The sequence below is a fragment of the Streptomyces sp. ATLC9 genome (assembly GCF_057196705.1).
On the sequence record NZ_JBXUOY010000433.1, the window covers coordinates 1 to 2,723 of the forward strand.

The following is a 2,723-nucleotide window of genomic DNA, read 5'->3' on the forward strand; positions in this document are numbered from 1 at the left end:
CCGGCACGGCGTGCGCGGCCCGGCGGCCGGAGAGGCGGGTCTCGGGCGGGCGGGCGAACGGCAGCGTGTCGGCGGCCGGTCCGGCCGGCCGCGGACGCCGTGCGAACAGCTCCAGGTAGACGCCGCGGAACGCCGCGACGTTCTGCTCCACGGTGAACAGCTCCTGCGCCCGGGCCCGCGCCGCGGCGCCCAGCCGGGCACGGCGGGCCGGATCGCGCAGCAGGGCCGCGCAGGCGGCGGCCAGAGCGCGGGGGTTGCGCGGCGGCACCACGAGCCCCGTGCCGCCGATGGCCTCGCACACCGCCCCGACGTCCGTGGAGACCGTGGCCCGGCCGGCGAACATCGCCTCGACCAGGGAGACCGGGAAGCCCTCCACCACGCTGGAGAGCACGACGACGTCGGCGGAGGCGTAGGCGTCGGCGAGCCGGGGGAGCGCGGGGTCGCCGATCCGTGCGAAGCACACCGGGTTCTCCCCGACGCCGAAGGGGCCGGCGGCCTCGTCGGGGAAGAGCTGCGCGGCCAGCGCACGGCAGTGCGCCAGATACCGCGCCGCCTCCGGATCCCCCTCCGGGGCGGGGCCGCCGGGCCGCTCGGCGATCAGCAGCCGGGTGCCGGGCACGGCCCTGCGGACCTCGGCGAAGGCGTGCAGCAGGCCGGTCAGATCCCTGGCGGGAGCGGTCCTCCCGACCCACACCAGCACCGGCTTCGGCTGTTTCCGCCCCGCGTCCTCCTCGATCCCGGTCAGCTGCGACGCGTCCATGCCCGGGTGGACCGTGCGCAGCCGCACGCGGTCCGCCCCGCACCTCTCCTGCCAGCGCCGGGCGTGGGCGTTGCCCGAGGTGACCAGCTCGGCCCGGCGGTACGCCTCGCGCGCCAGGTTCCCGTGGAGGGAGGCGAGGAGGGCGCGTACCGGCGCGCTCACGGCGTCCGGCGCGACGGCGTGGGCGGCGCTGGCGAGGTAGTGCTCGCGCAGCCGCACGCCGTACTCGGTCACCAGCAGCGGAGTGCCGAAGAGGCGACGGGCCAGCAGGCCGGGCAGTGCGGCGGGGCCGCCGCCCACCGCGTGGCAGATGTCCGCGGTCGCGAGCCCGGGGGTCTTCCCGGTCCCGTACCAGTCCAGCGACAGAGGCCTCAGCACCCTCTCCGCCTGCCCGGCGACCATGAGCAGGTCGACCGGCGTCGCGGAGCGCACGGTCCGGAGTGCGCCGGGGGCGCGGCACGCGCTCTCCAGCAGCCGGACCGCCTGCTCGGAGCGGAGGGCCGCGGCGAGCCCGCCGTGCTCCCGGGCCAGGTCGGCCAGCCCGTGGAGGCCGTCGGCGAAACGGTCCGCCTCGGCGGCGGCACCCGCGTCCGCCACGTCCTTCGCCCCCGCGTACCCCGCACCGGTGCAGACCGCGCGGGCCAGGTCCGCGAAGTGCTCCCCGAACCGGCGCCCGAAGCGCCGCCCGTGTCCGCCCCGGCGCCCGCGGCCCCCGGGGGCGGGACCCCACAGCGGGGCGGTGCGCACCCGCCGGACGTTCTCCGGCAGCGCGGGCCAGGCGCCCTCCCTGTGCCGCTCGTCGCGGCCGAGCGCGTGGACCTCGAAATCGTGGCCGCTCAGACCGCGCACCAGCCGGTCGCACCACACGTACGAGTCACCACCCGGATATGGATAACCACCTTCCGTGAGCAGTGCGATGCGCACCAGTCCGCCCCCGTTCCTCCTCCAGGCCGCCGGCCGTCGCCGCGGCGTCGCGGGAAGACGTTATGTGCGAGGCGGGGCGGAACGGCGGACGGTTGTCCGCCACACCACCGGAAGGGGTGAACTACCGTGACTTTCCGAGCGGTTGGCCGTTCGACCCGCCACCGGGGGCCGGATGGCGGGTCAGGCGTCAGGAAAGGGCCAGGCGTTGGGCCGGCAGGTCGCCCCGCCCACCGTCAGGTACTTCGTCTGCTGCATCATCACCGGCGCCAGGGCGCCTTCCTTCGGGCAGTTCACATGCCCCTTGCCGAGCCGGTGGCCCACCTCGTGGTTGATGAGCATCTCCCGGTACTCCCGGATCCGGTCCGGGCCGAAGGTCCGCGCACCGCGCGCCCACCGGTATGCGTTGATCATGATGCGCTCGGTCGAGGCCGAGTCGCACGAGACGTTGTCGACAGTGGTGTCCAGGCCCGATCTGGCGCACCAGTGCGCGGTGGTGGAGGGGGAGGCGAGCGTGATCACGAAGAACGGTTCGCCGCCCCCGGGCTTCTCCGAGACCCGCTCGAAGGTTCGGACACCCCCGTGGCCCCAGCTCCGCTCGTCGTTGAGGGTGCGGTGGACGGCCTCGGCGAACAGTTCCCCGTCCAGCGGCAGTCCCTCCTCGACATCGACCCGGTAGTGGATGACGTCCCCCTTGCCGGGCGCCCCGTCCCGCCCGGCGACGGCGGCGAGCCGGCCCGAGCCCTCGAAGTCCGGTGCCAGGTCGAAGAGCCGCCCCATCCGCTCGCCGTAGGGGGCCTGCGCTCCGGACGGGGCCTGCTCCCCGTCCGCCCCGCCCGAGGGGGTGGGGCGCGCCTCGGACCGGGAGGCGTCCGGGGCGCCCGCGCGCGGAGCGTCCCCTCCGGCCCGCAACTGCTGGTCCATACCGCTTCTGCCGTCGGCGACCTGCCCGGCCACCACGACGGCCAGCACGGTGGTCACGGCCGCGGCCGCGACCCCGGTGAAGGCCCGGCCGCGCCCGCCGTGTGCGCCGCGCCCGCCC

2 protein-coding genes are annotated in these 2,723 nt (G+C 76.3%); both read right to left on the reverse strand.

Annotated elements, in window-relative coordinates:
- On the reverse strand, positions 1-1,684 hold a 1,684-nt coding region (locus AC2CJA_RS25900), incomplete at its 3' end, for a DUF3492 domain-containing protein (RefSeq protein ID WP_484605097.1).
- Positions 1,685-1,864: 180 nt separating this feature from the next.
- The coding region (locus AC2CJA_RS25905) for a DUF3152 domain-containing protein (protein ID WP_484605098.1) at positions 1,865-2,723 on the reverse strand (859 nt) is incomplete at its 5' end.